A 1199-nucleotide genomic window follows, 5' to 3' on the forward strand; every position below is an offset into this window, starting at 1 on the left:
CCCTTGTAAGTCTCGTTCATCGGCGTCGGCCTGTCATAAGCTGGCTGGCGCGGTGGCGGAGGGGATGCCGATCTGCCCTGGGGTGACAGAGCCCGTGACTGAGCTTGGTCGCCCCTCCGCCGTTCCTGTGAACCCGAACAGTCGCTTGGGCCGCCAGCGAAGCCCGTTTTCGCAAGGTCGGGTCGCCATGGAACACACCACCCAGCACAGCGCCGCTCCCGCCCCTAACCCTGGCGTCGTGGTCGGGATCGACGTCTCCAAGGACCGCCTCGACGTCGCCATCCTGCCCGGCGGCGAGGCCTTCTTCGTCAAACGCGATGCGGAAGGGCTCGACGCCCTCGCCGCGCGCCTCCGCCCGCTCGCCCCCGAGGCCGTCGCCCTCGAGGCCACGGGCGGCTACGAGACCGTCGTCGCCGCCACCCTCGGCGCCGCCGGCCTGCCCGTCGTCATCGTCAATCCCGCCCAGGTCCGCAGCTTCGGCCGCGCCCTCGGCCAGCGCGCCAAGACCGATCCCATCGACGCCCGCCTCATCGCCCAATTCACCGCGATGACCAGGCCCGAGGTCAGGCCGCTCCCCGACGAGGCAACCCAGCGCCTCGCCGACCTCGTCGCCCGGCGCCGTCAGATCATCGCCATGATCGTCGCCGAGCGGCAGCGCCAGAAGCGCTTCACAGGTCGCAAGCCCACGCCCGACCGCCTCCAGAAGTCCATCACTCGCCTTCTCGAGGCCCTGGAGCGCGAACTCTCCGAAGTCGATGCCGACATCGATACCGACATCCGCGGCAGCTCCGCCTGGCGCGAGAAGGAAAACCTCCTCGCCTCCGTCCCAGGCGTCGGGTCCACCATCGCCCGCACCCTGATCGCTGAAATGCCCGAACTCGGCACGCTCGATCGCCGCCAGATCGCAGCCCTCGCCGGCCTCGCACCCTGGACCCGCCAGTCCGGCCAATGGAAAGGCCGCAGCTTCATCGGCGGCGGGCGCGCCCCCATCCGCGCCGCCCTCCACATGGGCGCCATCACCGCCGCCCGTCACAACCCAGCCCTCAAAACCTTCCGCGACCGCCTCCTCGCCGCCGGTAAACCCAAGATGGTCGCCCTCGTCGCCGTCGCCCGAAAGCTCCTCACCATCCTCAACGCCATCATCCGAACCGGAAAGCCATGGGACGCAAAACCCGCTTGACGACCAACACAGTCGCTCA

At 69.6% G+C, this 1199-nt stretch carries 1 protein-coding gene; it reads left to right on the top strand.

Features of this window, described 5'->3' with window-relative positions; translation table 11 throughout:
- Positions 1 to 187 precede the first annotated feature (187 nt).
- A complete protein-coding gene (locus tag G3576_RS30960) occupies positions 188 to 1180 on the top strand; it encodes an IS110 family RNA-guided transposase (protein ID WP_164698330.1) in 993 nt (330 codons plus the stop codon).
- Positions 1181 to 1199: the final 19 nt, after the last annotated feature.

It is taken from the genome of Falsiroseomonas algicola, assembly GCF_011040385.1.
GTDB lineage: Bacteria > Pseudomonadota > Alphaproteobacteria > Acetobacterales > Acetobacteraceae > Falsiroseomonas > Falsiroseomonas algicola.